This is a genomic window from Algoriphagus marinus (assembly GCF_001936475.1).
GTDB classification, from domain to species: Bacteria; Bacteroidota; Bacteroidia; order Cytophagales; family Cyclobacteriaceae; genus Algoriphagus; species Algoriphagus marinus.
This window is the reverse complement of sequence record NZ_MSPQ01000002.1, coordinates 68,605-87,777: the sequence shown is the minus strand read 5'-3', so window position 1 is coordinate 87,777 and position 19,173 is coordinate 68,605. Positions and strand designations below refer to the sequence as shown.

Annotated in this window: 15 protein-coding genes; 8 read left to right on the top strand and 7 right to left on the bottom strand. The window is 40.2% G+C overall.

The window, feature by feature from the left end:
• Positions 1-6 precede the first annotated feature (6 nt).
• On the top strand, positions 7-1,650 hold the full coding sequence (gene pgi / locus BVC88_RS04770) for a glucose-6-phosphate isomerase (RefSeq protein ID WP_075349525.1): 1,644 nt from the start codon (positions 7-9) through the stop codon (positions 1,648-1,650).
• Positions 1,651-1,698: 48 nt separating this feature from the next.
• Positions 1,699-2,148, top strand: coding sequence for a GNAT family N-acetyltransferase (locus BVC88_RS04765; RefSeq protein WP_075349524.1), 450 nt, complete (start codon positions 1,699-1,701; stop codon positions 2,146-2,148).
• Between the two features lie 6 nt (positions 2,149-2,154).
• Here the strand turns inward: BVC88_RS04765 and BVC88_RS04760 are convergent, their stop codons facing one another.
• The 4 genes from BVC88_RS04760 to recQ all read right to left on the bottom strand — a co-directional run bounded on the left by BVC88_RS04760 (position 2,155) and on the right by recQ (position 7,598).
• Complete coding sequence (locus BVC88_RS04760; RefSeq protein ID WP_075349523.1) at positions 2,155-2,610, bottom strand: gliding motility lipoprotein GldH; 456 nt, start codon at positions 2,608-2,610, stop codon at positions 2,155-2,157.
• Positions 2,603-3,982, bottom strand: a complete 1,380-nt coding sequence (gene ricT / locus BVC88_RS04755) for a regulatory iron-sulfur-containing complex subunit RicT (protein WP_075349522.1) — start codon at positions 3,980-3,982, stop codon at positions 2,603-2,605. Before ricT ends, BVC88_RS04760 begins: the two co-directional genes overlap by 8 nt.
• 133 nt (positions 3,983-4,115) lie before the next feature.
• The gene (gene purD / locus BVC88_RS04750; protein ID WP_075349521.1) at positions 4,116-5,405 is read right to left on the bottom strand and encodes a phosphoribosylamine--glycine ligase; all 1,290 of its coding nucleotides are present in this window, start codon (positions 5,403-5,405) and stop codon (positions 4,116-4,118) included.
• A 15-nt stretch (positions 5,406-5,420) separates the two neighbouring features.
• Positions 5,421-7,598 carry a DNA helicase RecQ gene (recQ, locus tag BVC88_RS04745; RefSeq protein ID WP_075349520.1) on the bottom strand — a complete coding sequence of 726 codons (2,178 nt, stop codon included), beginning with the start codon at positions 7,596-7,598 and terminating at the stop codon, positions 5,421-5,423.
• A gap of 95 nt (positions 7,599-7,693) precedes the next feature.
• On the opposite strand from recQ, the gene BVC88_RS04740 reads away from it, so the two are divergent.
• Positions 7,694-8,662 carry a KpsF/GutQ family sugar-phosphate isomerase gene (locus BVC88_RS04740; protein WP_075349519.1) on the top strand — a complete coding sequence of 323 codons (969 nt, stop codon included), beginning with the start codon at positions 7,694-7,696 and terminating at the stop codon, positions 8,660-8,662.
• Position 8,663: 1 nt separating this feature from the next.
• Positions 8,664-9,737: a mannose-1-phosphate guanylyltransferase gene (locus tag BVC88_RS04735; RefSeq protein WP_075349518.1), complete on the top strand. Its 1,074-nt coding sequence runs from the start codon at positions 8,664-8,666 to the stop codon at positions 9,735-9,737.
• Positions 9,738-9,769: 32 nt separating this feature from the next.
• Here the strand turns inward: BVC88_RS04735 and rlmB are convergent, their stop codons facing one another.
• Complete coding sequence (rlmB, locus tag BVC88_RS04730) at positions 9,770-10,546, bottom strand: 23S rRNA (guanosine(2251)-2'-O)-methyltransferase RlmB (protein ID WP_075349517.1); 777 nt, start codon at positions 10,544-10,546, stop codon at positions 9,770-9,772.
• Positions 10,519-11,754, bottom strand: a complete 1,236-nt coding sequence (locus tag BVC88_RS04725) for a GWxTD domain-containing protein (protein WP_075349516.1) — start codon at positions 11,752-11,754, stop codon at positions 10,519-10,521. The genes rlmB and BVC88_RS04725 overlap by 28 nt, the downstream gene beginning before the upstream one ends.
• 61 nt (positions 11,755-11,815) lie before the next feature.
• On the opposite strand from BVC88_RS04725, the gene BVC88_RS04720 reads away from it, so the two are divergent.
• Positions 11,816-12,592 (top strand): class I SAM-dependent methyltransferase, encoded by a 777-nt coding sequence (locus tag BVC88_RS04720; RefSeq protein ID WP_075349515.1) that lies wholly within the window; start codon positions 11,816-11,818, stop codon positions 12,590-12,592.
• A 78-nt stretch (positions 12,593-12,670) separates the two neighbouring features.
• Here BVC88_RS04720 and BVC88_RS04715 read toward each other — a convergent pair whose 3' ends face one another.
• Positions 12,671-15,658, bottom strand: coding sequence for a glycosyltransferase family 117 protein (locus BVC88_RS04715; protein WP_075349514.1), 2,988 nt, complete (start codon positions 15,656-15,658; stop codon positions 12,671-12,673).
• A gap of 171 nt (positions 15,659-15,829) precedes the next feature.
• Between BVC88_RS04715 and trxA the strand changes: the two genes are divergently transcribed.
• The 3 genes from trxA to BVC88_RS04700 all read left to right on the top strand — a co-directional run bounded on the left by trxA (position 15,830) and on the right by BVC88_RS04700 (position 19,162).
• Positions 15,830-16,150 (top strand): thioredoxin, encoded by a 321-nt coding sequence (trxA, locus tag BVC88_RS04710; RefSeq protein WP_075349513.1) that lies wholly within the window; start codon positions 15,830-15,832, stop codon positions 16,148-16,150.
• A gap of 90 nt (positions 16,151-16,240) precedes the next feature.
• Positions 16,241-17,662 (top strand): MBL fold metallo-hydrolase, encoded by a 1,422-nt coding sequence (locus BVC88_RS04705; RefSeq protein WP_075349512.1) that lies wholly within the window; start codon positions 16,241-16,243, stop codon positions 17,660-17,662.
• A gap of 96 nt (positions 17,663-17,758) precedes the next feature.
• Positions 17,759-19,162 carry a hypothetical protein gene (locus BVC88_RS04700; RefSeq protein ID WP_075349511.1) on the top strand — a complete coding sequence of 468 codons (1,404 nt, stop codon included), beginning with the start codon at positions 17,759-17,761 and terminating at the stop codon, positions 19,160-19,162.
• The last annotated feature ends 11 nt before the right edge of the window (positions 19,163-19,173 follow it).

Here is a 19,173-nt window from a genome sequence, read left to right as displayed (position 1 = left end):
CAACCAATGAAATCAATTAATCCGACTACCACGCCAGCTTGGGAAAGACTTACTCTACTGGCTGAAAAATATAAAGACCTTCAGATTCTTTCCCTTTTCGAAGAAAGGGAACGGTTTGAGCGATACAGCATTGAGATAGAAGATATGCTAGTAGACTACTCCAAAAACCGAGTAAATGATGAAATACTGGAGGCTTTAAGAGATTTGGCGGAAGAAACCAAGCTGACAGATGCGATCAAAAGCATGTTTGAAGGCGAGCCGATCAATCAAACTGAAGGAAGAGCAGTACTTCATACCGCACTTCGAAATCGAAGTGGACATGCTGTATACCAAGATGGTCAAGATGTCATGCCTGAGATAAACGCTGTTTTGGCTCAGATGAAGAAATTCGCGGACCAAGTGAATGGTGGAAAATGGCTTGGATACTCTGGTAAACCAATTAAATCTCTGGTGAATATTGGAATTGGAGGTTCAGATCTCGGACCAGTGATGGTGACAGAAGCCTTAAAGCCTTATCAAGCTGCTAATCTGGAGATTTTCTTTGTATCCAATGTGGATGGAACGCATATCGCAGAAACATTGAAAAGAGTCGATCCTGAAACTACTTTGTTTTTTATTGCGTCCAAGACATTTACCACTCAAGAAACCATGACAAATGCCCATACGGCAAGGAATTGGTTTTTGGAGCACGCAAAAGATGAGGCAGCAGTTGCCAAACATTTCGTAGCACTTTCCACCAATTTGAAAGGTGTAGAGGCATTTGGTATTGATCCCCAGAATATGTTTGCGTTTTGGGATTGGGTCGGGGGTCGATATTCTCTTTGGTCTGCAATTGGACTTTCAATTGCATGTACGATCGGCTTTTCTAACTTCGAAAAGCTACTCGCTGGTGCGCATACAATGGATGAACATTTCAGACATTCTCAATTCAATAGAAATATCCCAGTCATTTTGGCTTTGATAGGGATTTGGAATACGAATTTTCTTGGAGCAACTTCCGAGGCGATCCTTCCTTATGATCAATATCTTCATCGCTTTGCGGCATATTTTCAACAGGGAAATATGGAAAGCAATGGGAAATATGTGAACCGATCAGGTGAAAAGGTCAATTATACTACTGGTCCAATTATTTGGGGGGAGCCAGGGACTAATGGTCAGCATGCCTTCTATCAACTGATCCATCAGGGTACACATCTAATTCCTTGTGATTTTATTGCACCGGCTATTTCACACAATCCAATAGGAGATCATCACCAAAAGTTGCTATCTAATTTCTTTGCTCAAACGGAAGCCTTGATGAAAGGCAAATCACTTCATCAGGTCCGAGATGAGATGAATAAAGCTGGCAAATCCGTTGAGGAGATAGATCGCATAGCTCCACACAGAGTTTTTGAAGGTAATAGACCCACCAATTCTATTTTAATTAAAATGATTACACCATATACACTTGGGATGCTGATAGCCATGTATGAGCATAAGATTTTTGTTCAGGGTGCGATTTGGGATATATTCAGCTTTGATCAGTGGGGAGTGGAATTAGGAAAAGTTTTGGCAAATGGGATTTTGCCTGAATTGATGGATCAAAATAAGGTTAATTCCCATGATGGATCCACCAATGGATTGATCAATGCTTACAAGAAAATGAGGTAATTTAATTAGGCCACTGGAGAAATTCAGTGGCTTTTTTTAACCAAAAGGATGATGGAAATTAATCGTTGTACAGGGATAGATCCAGACTTTTCAGGCTTGGTAACTTTGTTGGATCAATACTTGGCTGAAAAAGATGGTCGGGAACATGATTTTTACAATCAATACAATGGAATCTCTGAGATAAAACATGCGGTGGTTATTTATTCGGAAGGAATTCCCGTAGCCTGTGGTGCGATCAAGGAGTTTGCTCCTCTAGAAATGGAGATAAAACGAATGTTTACTCATCCTTCATTTAGAGGAAAGGGATTTGCCGGCAAGGTTTTATCTGAATTGGAAAATTGGGGTAAAGAATTAGGAGCAAGGAGATTCGTTTTGGAAACTGGAAAAAAGCAAATCGAAGCCATTAAGCTTTACGAGAAAAGTGGATTTGTAAGAATTCCAAACTATGGACAATACATTGGAATTGAGAATAGTGTCTGTTTTGAGAAGAATATATAGAAAGAACTATTTCAAGATCTTTATTCCAACCGCCTCAATTCCATCAAGTTGATTTTGTCTCATATATTGAACAAACGACACTTTTTTGGTTTCAATGTTTAACAAAAACGGAATCGTGTCATATCGGGTGTAGGAATTTCCGAAGCCTTTTCCGAGAGGTTTACCAGATTTTGAATCAAAAAGTGGAACGTTGATTAGCTTATTTTCTATGACCTTGTTTAATGAGTCTATACTGAGTACTCTTATATAGCAATTTGAGAAAGAATAATTCTCATTGAATCGAACCGCTATCAAAGAGGTTCGATTCTCGAGATCTAATTCATTCAATTCAAAGGAAATACTATCATTGACACCCCAGCTTCCGCTTTCAATAGATTTAAAATCCTCAAAAAGCCGATCTCCTGAGCAGCTAAAGAAGGTTGAAAAAACAAATAAAATAAGTACAAATCTGATCTTATTCATTTCCGGAGGAATTGGGATTAGGACCTTGGTTTTTTCTTGGAGGAAACCTTCTTTTCGCCTGAGGCTTTTGTTCTCCCGAATTATCCTGAGGAGTACTAGGCTTGGGTTTCTCTACATTTTGACGTTTTGGTTTCGACGGATTTGGAGAAGGGTTTACATTCTCTGGCTTTGTATTAGGGGCTTGTCCGCCTTGTGGGTTGCGAGGCTTATTTCGGTTTTTATTACGACGCTTTTGTGGATTTTGACCTGTCCTTGGCTCATTTTGCCCTTCACTTTTAGGCTGATTATCTTGAGGTTTAGGTTGGTTTACGGCCGCAGGTGCTTGATTTCTGTTCGCTGAGTCAGTATTCCGCTTATTTTTTGATTTTTTCTTTCGTGTAGGTTTGATAGAAAACTTCTTATCCAGAAGTTCCAATTCACGGGTAGACTTAGCCGCTAAATCTTCAATATCAGAAGACTTATCTACCTGAAGATTAAATACTTTGATGCCTTTCTCATTAAGTTCTTGGATCTCTCTAACTCGATCGCAGGAAATCGTATGCCAGTCGTTATCGTTGTTGTAACTAAACCACATCAACTTGCGGAAAATGTCAGTTTTCTGGAGCTTTGCAGGTCCAGATTCAGTCATCAATGGTCTATCCACATTTGGGATATCCTTGATAGCATCCATGTAGGTATCCAACTCATAATTCAAGCAGCATTTCAATCGACCGCATTGTCCACTTAGTTTTCCAGGGTTTAGTGAGAGATTTTGGTATCTGGCAGCTGAAGTGCTAACATTTTTGAAATCTACCAACCAAGTGGAGCAGCAAAGTTCGCGTCCACAAACTCCGATTCCTCCAATTCTTCCTGCTTCCTGACGCAAGCTGATTTGCTTCATCTCTACACGAATCCTGAATTCTCCAGCCAACAATTTGATCAATTCTCTAAAATCGACTCGCTCCTCAGCGGAATAGTAAAAAGTAGCTTTGGAGTTATCTGCCTGATATTCAATGTCAGACATTTTCATTTTTAGTCCAAGTTCATCAATGATTTGACGACAGCGATACAGACTTGGGATTTCTCTGTTTTGGGCTTCTCCCCATCGCTCCATATCTTTTTGGTTGGCTACACGATAGATTTTAAGGATATTATCATCATCTCTGATTTTTCGCTTTTGCATTTGAAGTCTGACAAGCTCCCCTTGTAGGGAAACATGCCCGATATGATGGCCGCTTGGTACATCCACGACTACAGGATCTCCAGTATGGAGCTGTATATAATCTACATTTCTATAATATTCCTTTCGTCCACCTTTGAATTTGACTTCAACAATGTCAAAATTATCAACCTCTGGAATGCCCATATGACTTAACCAGTCAAAGGCATTCATTTTATTACAATCGCTCGTCCCACAAGTACCATTACTTTGGCAGCCTCCAGTTCCCCCTGAGGAAGTGGAGCAAGTACTACATCCAGCCATATATTATATTCACAGGGTTTCCCCTGAATGATTTTGGGTTTATTTATCTATTTAATTTAAGGATATCTTGACCGATATCTTTTCTAAAATATGCTTTGTTCCAAGTGATAGAATTCACTGTACTGAAAGCATGATTAAGTGCTTCGGCCAGGGTTTTTCCCTGACCTGTAATCGCGAGAACTCTTCCTCCCTGATTGGTTAATTCTCCCTGCGAATTAAAAGCTGTACCCGCATGGAAAATAACACTTCCAGAATGTTCTTTTGGTAAAGAAATTGGAAATCCTTTTTCATACGAACCTGGATATCCTCCGCTGACCATGACGACAGTCGTCGCATAATCTTTGGAAATCTCCAAGTTATAATTCGCTAATGTTCCGGTTGCTATACCTTTCAAAAGCCCTAGAAAATCACTAGTAATTCGGGGAAGAACTGCCTCCGTTTCCGGATCTCCCATTCGGACGTTGTATTCTATCACGAATGGATCGCCATTGTTGTTCATTAGGCCTATAAATAAGAATCCTTTATAAGGAATTCCTTCTTTAGAAAGACCCTCAACTGTAGGCTTCACCACGCGTTCTTCCACTTTTCTCATAAAAGCCTCATCGGCAAAAATCACAGGGCTGACAGCGCCCATTCCACCGGTATTCAATCCAGTGTCACCTTCGCCGATTCGTTTGTAATCTTTTGCCTCTGGCAGTATTTTATAGTTTTTTCCATCTGTAGCCACGAATACTGAAAGCTCAATTCCGGTCAGAAATTCTTCGATAACTACCTTGGATGATGCCTCACCGAATTTTTGATCCAAAAGCATTTCCTTCAAAGAAGACTTTGCCTCCTCTAGCGTTAGGCAGATTAAAACTCCTTTTCCCGCAGCTAATCCATCAGCTTTGAGTACAATAGGGAGTTTTTGCTTTTCGAGATAGGAGAGTCCTTCTTCTAGTTCTGACGCAGTAAATGTTTCATAGGCAGCAGTAGGAACTCCATTTCGCATCATAAAGCGTTTTGAAAAATCCTTGCTTCCCTCAAGTGTAGCGCCCAATTGAGAAGGGCCAACTACAGGAACAGCAGCAGTTTCAGGTTGGTTTTGGAGGAAATCTACTATTCCTTTTACCAAAGGCTCTTCAGGGCCTACGACAACTAATCCTATCTCTTTTGCTAAAATAAAATTTTTAATCGCCTCAAAATCAGTAATTCCGAGAGAGACGTTTGTAGCAATATCGGCAGTTCCGGCATTGCCGGGTGCCACATAAAGATTGGAGCAATCGGGACTTTGTACGATTTTCCATGCGAAAGCATGCTCTCTGCCTCCGCTTCCCAATAAGAGTATATTCATTGACTCAATTCTTTTTTAATTGGCATGTTCGGAAATAAACTTGATCCGATAGACTCGCAACTCATCTTCTGCAAAGTCCTCGTCTTCAAGCTCTTCCAATGCCTCTTTAATGTTATCGCTACTAGCTGTCATGAAATAATCATGTAGGAGATCTTCTCGCTCCTCATCCATGATATGATGAATGTAGTAATCGATGTTTAGTTTTGTACCACTATAGATGATTTGCTCAATTTCCTGGAGCAATTCTGACAAAGTTATGTTAAGATTTTCGGCAATTTCATCCAAATCAGTCTTACGATCGATTTGCTGAATAATTGAAATCTTCACCTTCGATCTTGTACCGGAGGATTTCACGACGACATCAGACGCAGTCTCTATTTCATTTTCCTCAACATAAGTTGCAATCAACTTCAGAAATGGAGCACCGAATTTAGCGACTTTTCCCATACCTACCCCATTGATTTGGGCTAGCTCTTCTCGGGTAGTTGGATAAACGGTTGCCATTTCTTCCAATGAAGGGTCTTGGAAGATTACATAAGGAGGCAGTCCTTTTGATTTTGCAACTTTTTTCCGCTCTGCTTTCAGTAATTCAAAAAGCTTCTCATCATAAGCGATACCTGCATTAATTTCAATTTCTGCTTGTTCTGTTTCTACTTCGGCATCAAAGTCATGGTCCTTAAATAGATCTATTGAATAAGGAGCATCCAAGAAATCTATCCCTTTCGGGGTCAGCTTTAGAACACCATAATTTTCAATATCTTTTTCCAGAAAATCCTTGATCATTGCTTGCCGAATCACACTTACCCATGTTTTGGCAGTTTGATCTGCGCCACTTCCAAAAATTGGCAACTCATTATGCTTGTAGCTTTCGACGTAGTCGGTCTTTTCACCGATGAGTACACTGACTAGGTGATCTAGCCTAAATCGCTCATTGGTTTGCTTGGCTGCTTCCAAGGCTTTAGTTACTAATTCCAATCCTTCGAAAGTTTCTCGCTGACGCTTGCAATTATCACAGAATCCACAATCCTCATCCATCGTTTCTCCGAAATAATTGAGGATGAATTTTCTTCTGCAAACTCCGGTTTCCGCATATGCAGCCATTTCCTGTAAAAGGACTTTTGCATTCTCTCGCTCTGTGACGGCTTTGTCCTTGTTGAATTTGTCCAACTTGACAATGTCATCATAGCGGTAAAACATCAAACAATGACCCTCTAGGCCATCTCTACCCGCCCGGCCGGTCTCCTGATAATATCCCTCCAATGATTTGGGGACATCGTAATGAATGACATAGCGTACATCCGGCTTGTCGATTCCCATTCCAAATGCAATGGTTGCCACGATGACATCCAACTCCTCGTTTAGAAAATCGTCTTGGTTTTTGATTCGCACTGCTGAGTCAAGACCCGCATGATATGGAGCAGCATTAATCTGATTGACCTGAAGAAGTGCGGCGATTTCCTCTACCTTTTTTCTACTCAGGCAATAAATAATGCCAGATTTACCTTTATGACCTTTGATGAATTTGATTAGACTTTTCTTCGAATCATTTTTCACTTTTGGACGGACTTCATAAAAAAGGTTTGTCCGGTTGAAAGATGACTTGAAAAGATCTGCTTCCTCCATTTGGAGGTTTCGCTGTATATCCTGTTGCACTTTTGGCGTAGCTGTCGCAGTAAGTGCTATTATGGGTAGGTTTGGCCCTATTTGGGCTACAATTGCTTTGATTCTTCTGTATTCTGGCCGAAAGTCATGTCCCCATTCAGAGATACAATGTGCTTCGTCTATGGCTACAAAACTCAAATTTGCTTTCTTTAGAAACTCGATGTTCTCCTCCTTAGTAAGCGACTCCGGAGCAACGTAAAGTAGTTTTGTCTTTTGACTTAATACTTCATTTTTCACCTTAGTGGCTTCGGATTTATTGAGCGTAGAATTTAGAAAATGCGCATTGATTCCTAAAGCATTCAATTGATCTACCTGATTTTTCATCAGGGCTATCAAAGGAGAAATCACTATTGCCGTACCTTCATTCATGACGGCCGGAAGCTGATAGCAAAGTGACTTGCCTGCTCCGGTTGGCATGATTACGAATGTATTTTTCTTATTAAGAAGGTTATCTACAATCATTTCCTGATTTCCACGGAACTGACTGAAGCCAAAGATTTTTTTAAGATCTGCTTTTACTTTTTCTTCCACAATGAAAATGAATAAGGGTGATGAAAGCCTGTCAAACAGGAATGATTAATAAGTTTTATACCTTTGTTTGACTCAGATGATAAACTCAGCCAAAATTGAATTTAGCTAAAAATATTAGAATAACAGCCACAAGAGTACTTCAAAATGAAGCGAAGGCAATACTTAATCTTATTAATTACCTGGATCATGATTTTGATGCTTGTGTAAAGCAAATTCTTGCCTCTAAAGGTAGGGTAGTGGTCACTGGAGTAGGCAAAAGTGCGATAATCGCGAATAAAATTGTTGCGACTTTAAATTCGACAGGCACGCCCTCACTTTTTATGCATGCTGCTGATGCGATCCACGGAGACTTAGGAATGATTCAATCTGAGGATATCGTAATCTGTATCTCAAAAAGTGGAAATACACCCGAGATAAAAGTTTTGGTCCCGCTTCTTAAAAAATCCGGATCTGTTTTGGTCGGGTTAGTATCAAATACGAAAAGCTACCTAGCCGAGCATGCAGATTTTGTTTTAAATGCCACTATTGAAGAGGAGGCTTGTCCTAATAATCTTGCGCCTACGACCAGTACCACCGCTCATTTGGCTATGGGAGATGCATTGGCGGTATGCCTTTTAGAAGCAAGAGGATTTACCCCGGAAGATTTTGCTAAGTTTCATCCTGGAGGCTCCCTTGGAAAACAGCTATATCTTAAAGTTGAAGATGTTTTGGGAAAGGATCAGATACCAAAAGTTTCAGAAGATGCTGGACTTACGGAGGTGATTCTGGAGATTTCTGGTAAGCGCCTCGGTGCTACCGCTGTTGTAGATAAAAATGATCGTTTGGTAGGAATCATTACAGATGGGGATCTTCGAAGAATGCTTCAAAAAACACTTGATATTCAGTCGGTTAAAGCATCTGAAATCATGACTGTTAATCCAAAAACTATTTCAAAAGATGAGTTTGCCGTTCGTGCGTATAATCTCATGCGTAATCACAATATTACGCAGCTAGTAGCAATGGATGGAGATTATATTGTAGGATTTGTTCATATTCATGAATTGATGAAAGAAGGAATAGTTTAAAATGAACGGTAGACCCTATATAGTGATCATGGCTGGAGGAATCGGCACTCGAATCTGGCCGCACAGCAGACGAAGGAGACCCAAGCAATTCTTGGATATCCTAGGTACGGGTCGTTCACTTCTTCAGATGACCTATGATCGATTCATAGAGATCGCCGATCGGGATAGATTTGTAATAATCACCTATAAAAAGTACCTCCATCTAGTAAAGGAACAACTTCCAGAGCTGAATGAGGATCAAATATTGGTAGAGCCACTTCGAAAGAATACTGCAGCTTGTATCGCTTATGCTTCTTATAAAATCCATTCGATTGATCCTCATGCAACGTTGGTTGTTTCTCCAGCCGATCATTTAGTTTTACAAGAAGGAAAATTCGCAAAGACTATTACCCAAGCGATTGCTGCGGCTCAGACGCCTAAGCGATTGATTACGCTTGGGATTACTCCAAACCGTCCTGAGACGGGTTATGGTTATATACAGTATCTTGATAATCCAGGTTCCTCGGTAAAAAAGGTTAAAACCTTTACTGAAAAACCAAATCTTAAACTTGCAAAGACATTCCTTGATAGTGGTGATTTTGTATGGAACTCAGGCATGTTTGTTTGGAAAACCAGTAGCATAATCCATGCTTTCGAAAAGTACATGCCTGACTTGGCAGAGGTATTCGATGAAGGATTGGCTTTCTTTGGTTCTGAAAGTGAAGGAGCATTTATCTCTCGTGCGTACACGCAATTGAAAAGTATTTCGATTGACTATGGAATTATGGAGAAATCCAATCATGTCTATGTGCTTCCATCTGATTTTGGTTGGTCAGACCTTGGTTCATGGAATAGTCTATATGAAATAGCTAAGAAAGATGGGTCTAAAAATGTTGTGGAGGCCAATGTGATGCTTTACGAAACTGAAAATTGCTACATCAAGGCAAGTCCGGATAAGCTGGTAGTAATCCAAGGCTTGGATAATTATCTGGTAAGTGATAACGGAAATGTACTTTTGATTTGTAAGCTGGATGCAGAAAAAAAATTCAGAGAGTTTGTATCAAGTGCAAGAAAAAAAGGGGAGGAATTCATCTGAAATCCTCCCCTTTATAGTTCTCTTTACCAGATTTAATTTTTCCGTTGTCGAATCGCTTCATAAATCGCTACCCCTGCAGAAACCGACACATTCAAGCTCTCGATGTGTCCAGCCATTGGGATTTTGACTTTATCATCCATGATTCCCAAAAGATCTTGAGAGATGCCATCTTCTTCAGAGCCCATGACCATTGCAACCGGTACAGAAAAGTCAGCTTCATACATGGATTTTTCAGTCTTTTCAGTGATCGCAATCAGTAGCAATCCAGACTTCTGTAGGTCTCTACAAGTGTAAAAAAGGTTTTTAACTCGTGCGATAGGAAGATGATTAAGCGCTCCTGCGGAGGTCTTCAGGGCATCAGCATTGATCTGAGCACTTCCTTTTTCGGGAATCACGATGGCATCTACTCCTGCGCATTCTGCAGTTCTTGCGATTGCTCCAAAGTTTCTCACATCCGTAATCCTATCCAAAATAAGGATCAAGGGAGATTTTCCGACAGCAAAGCAACTTTCGATCACATGGTCGAGTGAAGCATATTCAATTGCCGACATCTGAGCAACCACTCCTTGATGATTCTTCCGAGTAATCCGGTTCAATTTCGCGTCTGGGACACGAACAACAGGGATTTTTTCAGCTTTGCAAAGCTGAAGCAATTCCTTGATCAGGTCATTGTTGAGTTCTTTTTGTACGAGGACTTTATCGATGTCTTTACCTGCCTGGATTGACTCCATAACAGCTCTTGTTCCAAAGATAAAATCCTTTTCGTGGGCTCCTTTTTCAATTAGAAAGCCATCTTTCCGCTTCTCCATAGGGATATATTCTTGAACCAAACAGGCTGATAGGCTCTAGATCGGTTCAACGTGTAATAATGAGGGCTGAGAATATTCTTAACCCGGGCAAAGGTAAAGCGAATTTTCGAACTCTCATTCATTCCGCCATAAGTCCAGACTTCTCTGTCCAATCCAAAATTGACCTCTTGTGGGGCACCCATTACTACATAGACCATTCCCTTATCAGTTTTCCAGCCTTCTTTGAAGTCTGTAAAAAGTAAATTTGCAAACTCGATTTGTCGGAAATACTCTCGAATCAGATCTTTTGCTGTATCAGGATTGCGAGTCAGATTGATCCAGTATTCATCAAGGGCTTTCTTTTTATCAGTGGCTAAAAGAAGGGTTTCATGCTCTTTTCGAGTTGAAATATAGGTCACCATTTGAACCATCTCTTCCCAGTCTTTCACTTTTGGAAAAGCTTCATGAACTGTCTTAAGCAATAGCCCTGCTACTTTGGAAGTATCACTTTGGATAAAGTAATATCCTATCTTATCGAGTGATTTTGGCACATTTGCTAAAAAGTCTCCTTCATCAATCACCTGAAGTTCCCTTGGTACTGCGGCAGGCTTGGTTTCCATGGGTGGATAGGGCACTTCAAATTCCATGGGATAATAGAATGAATGAAGGTTTGGTCCTCCACTTGATTTAAATAAGAGCGATGAACCTGTGTTGAGGTAGGTCTGATCGAACCCTACATTGTTGGCATAAAAAGCTCCAAAGTTAGGATGATCAAAAATGAAGGGACTTTTCAAATCAATATGGTAATGGTATTCATCGCCTTGTCTGGTATCCAGTCCTGTGAATAAAAGAATCGCATTTTGATCTCCTTGTTCCAGATTGAATTCTTTCTCAAAAACCCAATGTCTGTCTGTATCGATTGTCAAGTCCTCAGAAGTAAGGATACTGGTTTGATCACTTAGAATTTCCTCGGTATAGGAATTTAACAATGCGAAAGTGAAACTAAAGGTGTTAAACTCTTGATTATCTTCGATTTTCTCCACTACAAACTGCACCTTAAATTGATTCTCTGCAGTTTTGATAGGTAGTATTTTTAGCCCAAGTCTAGCGTATCTGGAATATCGAAGGGCTTGATTGATATTAGATAAGTTTTTTTGAGAGAAAGCTTGGAATCCCAAGCCTAGGAATAGAATTATAAAAAATAGGTGCTTAATCGTGTATTGCTTCATTGGGTGTTGATCTCGGGTTTTAAAAATTAACCTTACTTTTGCCAAAATAGTAAAATTTTGAATGGCTACCTATACAACGGAAATCGCCTCTGACAAGTTGGTCAGTGACAACCCAATTCATCAACGATTGCTTAAAGCATACATTGCAGCAAAGCCTTGGATTACCGGCAAACTACTCGAAGTAGGTTGCGGAGAAGGAAGAGGAGTGGAGACTTTATTACCCTTAGCGGAGAGCTATCTTGGATTGGATAAAATTCAGGAAGTGATCGATTCTTTGACTTTGAGGTTTCCTAAAGTTGATTTTCGGCAAGCTGTAATTCCTCCATTTGAGGGTATATCCGACAATTCTTTTGACACGGTGGTAAGTTTTCAGGTAATCGAGCATATTCCAAACGATAAGCTTTTTCTTCAGGAGATTTATCGAGTTTTAAAACCAGGTGGAAAAGCAATTATTTCCACTCCAAATATCAACCACACGCTCTCAAGAAATCCTTGGCATGAGCGGGAATATACTCCTCAGGAATTAATTGATTTAGCGTCAGGGATTTTCGACAGCGTCCAAGCAAATGGAATCGGAGGCAATGAGAAAGTATGGGCATATCATGAGGCAAACCGCAAGTCGGTTCAGAAGATTATGCGCTTTGATATCTTTGATTTGCAACATAAACTACCAGCGTCTATTCTAAGAATGCCTTATGAAATCCTTAATCGCATGAACCGAAACATACTCCATAAAGAGCAAGGAAAATCTGTAGTCGATATTTCTCATGAGGATTATTTGGTGGTCGAAGACCCGGCAAAAGGATTGGATTTGTTTTATGTGTTAGGGAAAAAGTAAGGGTCACAAGTATTAATTAAGATTGCACAAAAAAGCGAGCCCAATTTCTTGAGCTCGCTTTTTATTTTTCTTGAATTATTACCTCCTGTCGAGTAAACTTCCTCCACTGGATTCTTCGGCTCCGAGTAAGGAACTCATTCTCAACTTGAGCTCTTGTGCTTTTTCCTGATAGCCTCGCTCTTCAAGAAGTGGAATGAAATACTTCACCATTTCGATGGAAATCATCATTTCTCGATCATAATCTCTGTTTTGAGTCTGGTAAAACTCGATCATATCCAGTGATTTTTTAGAGACCTTATCAATGATATCCATGGCTTTTTCATCTTCACCTACTTCAAAGAAGAGTGGTACGGACTGTCCACTGGAAAGGTCATATGGGATGGCTTCGTTAGGCATCACTTCAAGCCCATAATTCAATAAGTCGGCGGCTTTTTCCATATCATCCTGATCCAAAAGTGCGATCACAATGCTATTTACTGCACTTCGGTGATTGGAAGCAAATCGGCGATATTCCTCGTCCAAATAAGCATCGGGATTATTCATGCCACGGAAAGCAAAATTCTCTTTGAAATTCTTATAGGCCAATTCTGCATTGACTAATTCCTCCCGAATAAACTCAGGCTTACGGATTGGAAGTAGACGATAAGTCAACCCTTCCATCACCACATGCTCATCTATATTGATTCCGATGGTAGCAAGCGAAGTATTGTTGAAGTAAATTGGCCGCTCCCAATTATTGGAAGTGATCAAGTCAATCAGCATCAATGTACCCTTTGTGACGTACTGTCCTTTGACTTGGAGATTCATCTGTGGCACGAACAATTCGGTAAATTCCTCTGGAATGATATTTTGATCTGCTACAGCAGCACTGTCTACCTCAAGAATCAAATTGCGTGAAGGGACCATATTGACTACACTTTTCCCTCCGGTTTCCATTTTCAAAAGTGGCGAACCTCCATCGAGTAATTTCAGGTATTCCTTTACAGAAATCGCATTTAAACCTTCTCTTTCGGTCACATACAAGACATCATTGGTGCCTTTCTGATAGCGCTCTGGGCTTAGACTAAATGGTAAGGGCGCTGATTCATCTGCCTGTTTGGTCATCTGCTCGACATACCAATCGGTATCAAAGTAGCTCAGTACGATAACTCGCACGTCTGTTCTAAAACCTTCTACTTCCTGTACGTACCAGAGCGGGAAGGTATCATTATCTCCTCCTGTGAATAGGATCGCATTTGGAGCACAGGATGCTAAGAAATTACGAGCTGAATCCACAGAGAAATAGCGACCTCTGCGATTGTGATCATTCCAGTTTTCACTAGCCATTAGTCCGACGACTGGAAGAGTTAGCAAGGTGGCAATGATTCCAGCTGTAGCCAAATTCTTATTGGCTTTGGCAATCAAGTGAGCAATCGCAAGAACGCCCATCCCAACCCATATCGCAAAGGCATAAAAACTACCTACATATATATAGTCTCGCTCCCGCGGCTCTACTGGCGGAGAGTTTAGATAGAGTACCAAGACCACTCCCATCATTAGGAAGAGCATCAAGTTCACATAGAAAGATTTTGGATCCACCTTGGCTTGAAAGAATAATCCAACAATTCCAAGTAAGAGTGGAAGCATCAGGTAATTGTTATGGCCTTTGTTTTCGGTGATGTATTCCGGATAATCGGTTGAAATAGCATCAGTGATCCCAATCCAGGGTGCGTCTGAAAAGTCCGATTCTCTTCCTGAGAAATTCCACATAAAATAGCGCCAGTACATATGACCCAACTGATGTGAAAACATGAAATACAGATTGTCCCCAAAAGTAGGGTCTTCACCTTCTCTGAGTCCTAATTTTTGACGGTAGATTCGCTTGTGGCTTTCCTGAGTGGAATATACTCGAGGAAGAATGGTGGTTTTAGTCGGGTCATAAGTGTTGACTAAGCTGTAGTCTACGATTTCATACTTGTCCTTTCCTTTCATGTACACCGGATCACCCTCTACTTGATCTACAAGTTTTGCGGTAAAATACTGACCATGCAAAAGTGGTCTGTAGCCATATTGTTCCCGTTTCAAATAAGAAACATAGCTAACGATGTCTTTTGGTGCATTTTCATTGATGATAGGATCCTGATTTGCTCTGATTACAATCAATGCATAAGAAGAATAACCAATAAGAATAAAGATCAATGAAAGTAGCGCAGTGTTGAGAATTGCCAATTCCTTTTTTCGGGAATAGCGGTAAGCATAAAATACGGTAGCGAGAAAAAGTGCTATAAATACAACTATTCCAGATCCGAATGGCAAGCCCAAACTATTTACAAAAAAGATTTCCATTGATCCAGCCAAGCTTGGTAAACCGGGAATGATCAGATTGTTGATAATAATTAGTGCCACTCCGCCCAAAAACATGGCAATGAAAGCTCCTTTGATGCTTGGATTCTGGTATTTTTTGAAGTAATAAATTAACGCCAAAGCAGGAAGCGTCACCAAGTTGAGCAAGTGAACTCCAATGGATAGCCCTACGAGGTAGGCTATAAAAATCATCCATTTATTCTCTTCGCGAGGATCTTTGATCACATCCCATTTCAAAAATGCCCAAATCACAATGGCTGTGAAAAAGGAAGACATCGCATACACTTCTGCTTCGACTGCCGAAAACCAAAAGCTATCAGTGAAAGTGTAAACAAGGGATCCTACCAGTCCCGCGCCAATCAATGCGATTGTTTGGCCTTTGTTTTCCTGACCTTCCTCTATTTTGAAAAGTCTTTTTCCAAAAAGGGTGATGGACCAAAACAGAAAAAGAATAGTGAATCCTGAGAAAACTGCACTTCCTATATTCATCCAGTATGCAACCTGGAGAGGATCTCCCATAGCCAAAAAGCTAAACATACGGTATACCAAAAGCATGAATGGGGCTCCCGGAGGATGTGGTACCTGAAGCTTGTAGGACACAGCAATAAATTCTCCCGGATCCCAAAAACTAGCTGTTTGCTCCACGGTAAGGATATATACCAGAGTGGCTACAGCAAAGACTACCCAGCCAGTGACATTATTGATTTGCTTGAAATTGAGCATTTATATAAAGAATTAGAGTGGCGAAAATAAAAAAATAATTCCCAAGTCAGGGGATTTTAATACTTTTTAAAACTTCTTCAATAGGATCTCCAGTGTTTCCATGTGATAAAAATTACTGACTAGAACTCAATTGCCTTGTACTTTTGTTGTGTAAATTAAAACTTGGATACTATGAGTACGCAACCAAAAACATTTCAAGAGCTAATAGATGGTGATACGCCTGTATTGGTGGACTTCTTTGCTACCTGGTGTGGACCTTGCAAAATGATGCAACCTATTCTCGAAGATACTTCCAAACATATGGGCGAAAAAGTAAAGATTGTTAAAGTCGATGTTGACAGAAATCAACTTGCAGCCAGTAAATTTCAAGTAAGAGGAGTACCAACTTTAATTTTGTTTCACAAGGGAAAAATTCTTTGGAGGGAGTCTGGAGTAGTTCCTGCTCATCAATTGATTAAAACACTCGAAAATAATTTGATGCATACTGCCTAAGTCATAAGTCAAATGTGACAAAAGTCATTTATACTAGAACTTGTGCCCTGTACTTTTGATATATCTTTTAGAAAATAAACAACTTACAATATGAAAATCGAACAAATCTATACTGGTTGTCTAGCTCAAGGAGCTTATTACATTGAGTCAGACGGTGAAGCTGCGGTAATCGATCCGCTAAGAGAAGTGCAGCCTTACATTGAAAAGGCAGAACGTAGAAATGCGAAGATCAAATATGTATTTGAGACTCACTTTCATGCTGACTTTGTTTCAGGTCACATGGATTTGTCTGCAAAAACAGGAGCACCTATCGTTTATGGACCAACCACCATGAAAATGGGCTTCGATGCTATTGTTGCAGAAGATGGTCAGGAATTTAAGATTGGTAAGGCCAAAATAAAAGTAATTCACACTCCAGGTCATACGATGGAAAGTTCTTGTTTCTTGCTTTACAATGAGGAAGGTAAACCAGAAGCTATTTTCACAGGAGACACCTTGTTTATTGGAGATGTAGGAAGACCAGACTTGGCACAGAAAGTCATTGCTGATCTTACTCAGGATAAATTAGCTGGATATTTATATGATTCTTTGAGAAATAAGATCATGCCTTTACCGGATGATTTGATTGTATATCCTGCGCACGGAGCTGGCTCAGCTTGTGGTAAAAACATGAGCAAAGAGACTTCAGATACTTTAGGAAATCAAAAGAAGACCAATTATGCGCTTCAGGATATGACTAAAGAAGAATTCATCAAAGAAGTTATAACTGGTTTAACACCTCCACCTGCTTACTTCCCGCAAAATGTAATGATGAATATCGAAGGATATGATAGCATTGATGAGGTTTTGGAAAGAGGAGTAAGACCTTTGACCCCTGCTGAATTTGAGGCTGCAGCAAATGAAACTGGAGCTTTGATATTGGATACCAGAGCACCACAAGAGTTTGCTAAAGGTTTTGTCCCTAATTCGGTGAACATCGGAATTGATGGAAGCTTTGCAGTATGGGTAGGAGCGATGATTCCAGATTTGAAGCAAGAAATCCTTATTGTCGCAGAAAAAGGTCGCGAAGAAGAAGTGATCACTAGATTGGCACGGGTAGGATATGATTATTCCCTGGGTTATTTAGAAGGTGGAATTGATTCTTGGAAAAAGTCAGGTCACGAAGTTGATCAAATTGAGTCTATCTCTGCAGAAGAATTAGCTGCTAGGAAAGCAAAAAATCCTGAAATCAACATTCTTGATGTTAGAAAGAATAGCGAATACTTATCAGAGCATGTAGTGGATGCCGAAAACGCTCCGCTGGATTATATCAATGATAGTATGCTCAAAGTAAATAAAGATAAAACGTATTATGTGCATTGTGCTGGGGGATATAGATCCATGATCTTTAATTCCATCCTAAGAGCAAGAGGTTATGATAATCTAATCGATGTAGATGGTGGATTCAAAGCCATCAAAGAATCTGAGAAGTTTAAAGTTACTGATTACGTTTGTCCAACTACGCTTCTTTAAAAGAGTTAGAAAAGTTGCTTAATCCCCAAAATGGCAGGTCGATTGACTTGCCATTTTTAATTTAATGATTTCACGTGTGATTAAAGTCACATCATTATGACTAGTCTATTTCGCATTTTTGTAGTTCTATTAGTTTGGCTTAATTGGTCCCAACTGGCCATGGCGCAACATGGCGCTGAGGAGACAGTAGAGCATGATCCTGACAAAAAGTTGTTTGGCGATAAATTGAAAACTGGGTATTTCGAGTTCCATCTGAGGTCCTTTTACATGCACACGGAAAACCAACCGGGTCTTTTGGATTATTCTACTTGGGGCTCTGGTGCAGGTCTGGGATATTTCAGTCCGAGGTGGAAAGGATTTGGGGTCGGATTTAGTGGGTTCTTTGTTTTTAGACATTTTGAACACAATCTCACCATTAAAGATCCAGCTACCGGACTTGGTAATCGATATGAACTTTCCTTGTTTGACGTCCACCATCCTGAAAACCATCATGATATGGATCGCTTGGAGGAGTTTTATGTTTCTTATGAAAAAGAAAAATTCTCTACCTGGTTTGGGAGGCATCACTTCGAAAGTCCACTTCTAAATGCATCGGATAATCGAATGCGCCCAAATCTATTTAGCGGTCTATCTGTGGATTATCGACCTGGAAAAGTGCGATTAACAGGGGCTTGGTTTACACATTTGATCTCCAGGGGTTCTTTGGAATGGCTTTCAGTGGAGGAATCAATTGGATTTTATCCGACAGGAAGAAACCCTACAGGCTCAGAAGAAAATTATCATCATCACCTTGAATCAAAAGGAATCGGGGTATTTGGATTGGAATTCGATAAGGAAAAAATCCAAATGAAATCTTGGACTTACCTGGCTGAAGGGATTTTCGCTACCTCTTTCGGAGAAATAACCGGGAATCTACCGATCTCTGAGGGAAATAGATTCCTCTACGGGATTCAGGGGTTTTATCAGTCTGCGGTCGGTGACGGTGGCAATCCAGATCCTGCAAAAGCATATACTCTTCCTGGGGAAAAAACCTATGGAGCCGGACTTCGAAGTGGAATTCATTTTGGACATTCAGAGTTAACTTTCAATTACCTCGGGATTTCAGACAGTGGTAGGTTTCTTTTTCCCCGTGAATGGGGGAGGGAGAAGTTCTTTGTAAGCATGCAGCGAGAGCGATTTGAAGGATTGGGAGGGGTACATGCACTAGGGGTTCTATTTGATCAAACCTTCATCCATGACAAACTAAAGGTGTCACTTGGAGCAAGTCACGTACAAACTCCTGATATTGAAAATATTGAATTGAATAAATATGGCCTGCCAAATTATTATCACTTCACTGGTTTGATCGATTATAGATTCAGTGGATTCTTCAAAGGACTTGATTTACAGCTACTAATAGCTCACAAAAAAGAAGATTCAGACAGAGAAATTCCACTTGAATATGTTATAAATCGGGTGAATATGACAAATTTAAATTTGATTTTGGATTACAGATTTTAAGAAAAACTAAA